We start from the raw sequence: 674 nt of genomic DNA on the forward strand, positions 1-674 counted from the left end.
TCACCGGCATGCTCGGCGATGTTGAGGAGCCGTGTGCGCCTTATGGGGTGCTGGACGTGCACGGTGATGGCAGTGGCGTTGCCCAGGCCGAGATCACGGTCGATGACGACATCACGGCGCGGATTCGTGATCTGGCCCGCCGGTCCGGCGTGTCGGCGGCGGCGCTGTTCCATCTGGCGTGGGCGCTGGTCGTGGCCCGGCTGACCGGCCGCGACGACGCCGTGTTCGGGACCGTGTTGTTCGGTCGTATGCAGGGTGATGCGGGCAGCCGCCGTGGTGTCGGTGCGTTCATCAACACTCTGCCGGTCCGTATCGCCGTGACTGACCGGACCACCTCCGAGGGGCTCGCGGACACGCACCGGCTGCTGACCGACCTTCTCCGGCACGAGCACGCCTCGCTGAGCCTGGCGCAGCGGTGCAGCGGCTTGCCGTACGGCACGCCGTTGTTCACCAGCCTGCTCAACTATCGGCACAGAACCGCCGGGACCGCCGACGACCTCGACGCCTGGCAGGGCGTCCAAGTGCTTGCCGACCGGGACCACACCAACTACCCGGTCACGGTCTCCGTCGACGACACGGGAACCGGGTTCGCGGTGACGGCGCAGGTGCAGGCGGCGATTGATCCGGGTCAGGTGTGTGCGTTGCTGGTTCAGGCTCTCACCGAGTTGACCGCC

The 674-nt window shown here is 68.4% G+C and carries 1 protein-coding gene; it reads left to right on the plus strand.

The window, feature by feature from the left end; genetic code table 11:
• Positions 1–47 precede the first annotated feature (47 nt).
• Positions 48–674 (plus strand): condensation domain-containing protein (locus E1294_RS52140; protein WP_165978009.1); only part of this gene is annotated, 627 nt, incomplete at its 3' end.

Origin of the sequence: Nonomuraea diastatica (assembly GCF_004349015.1) — a bacterium.
Classification (GTDB): Bacteria; Actinomycetota; Actinomycetes; order Streptosporangiales; family Streptosporangiaceae; genus Nonomuraea; species Nonomuraea diastatica.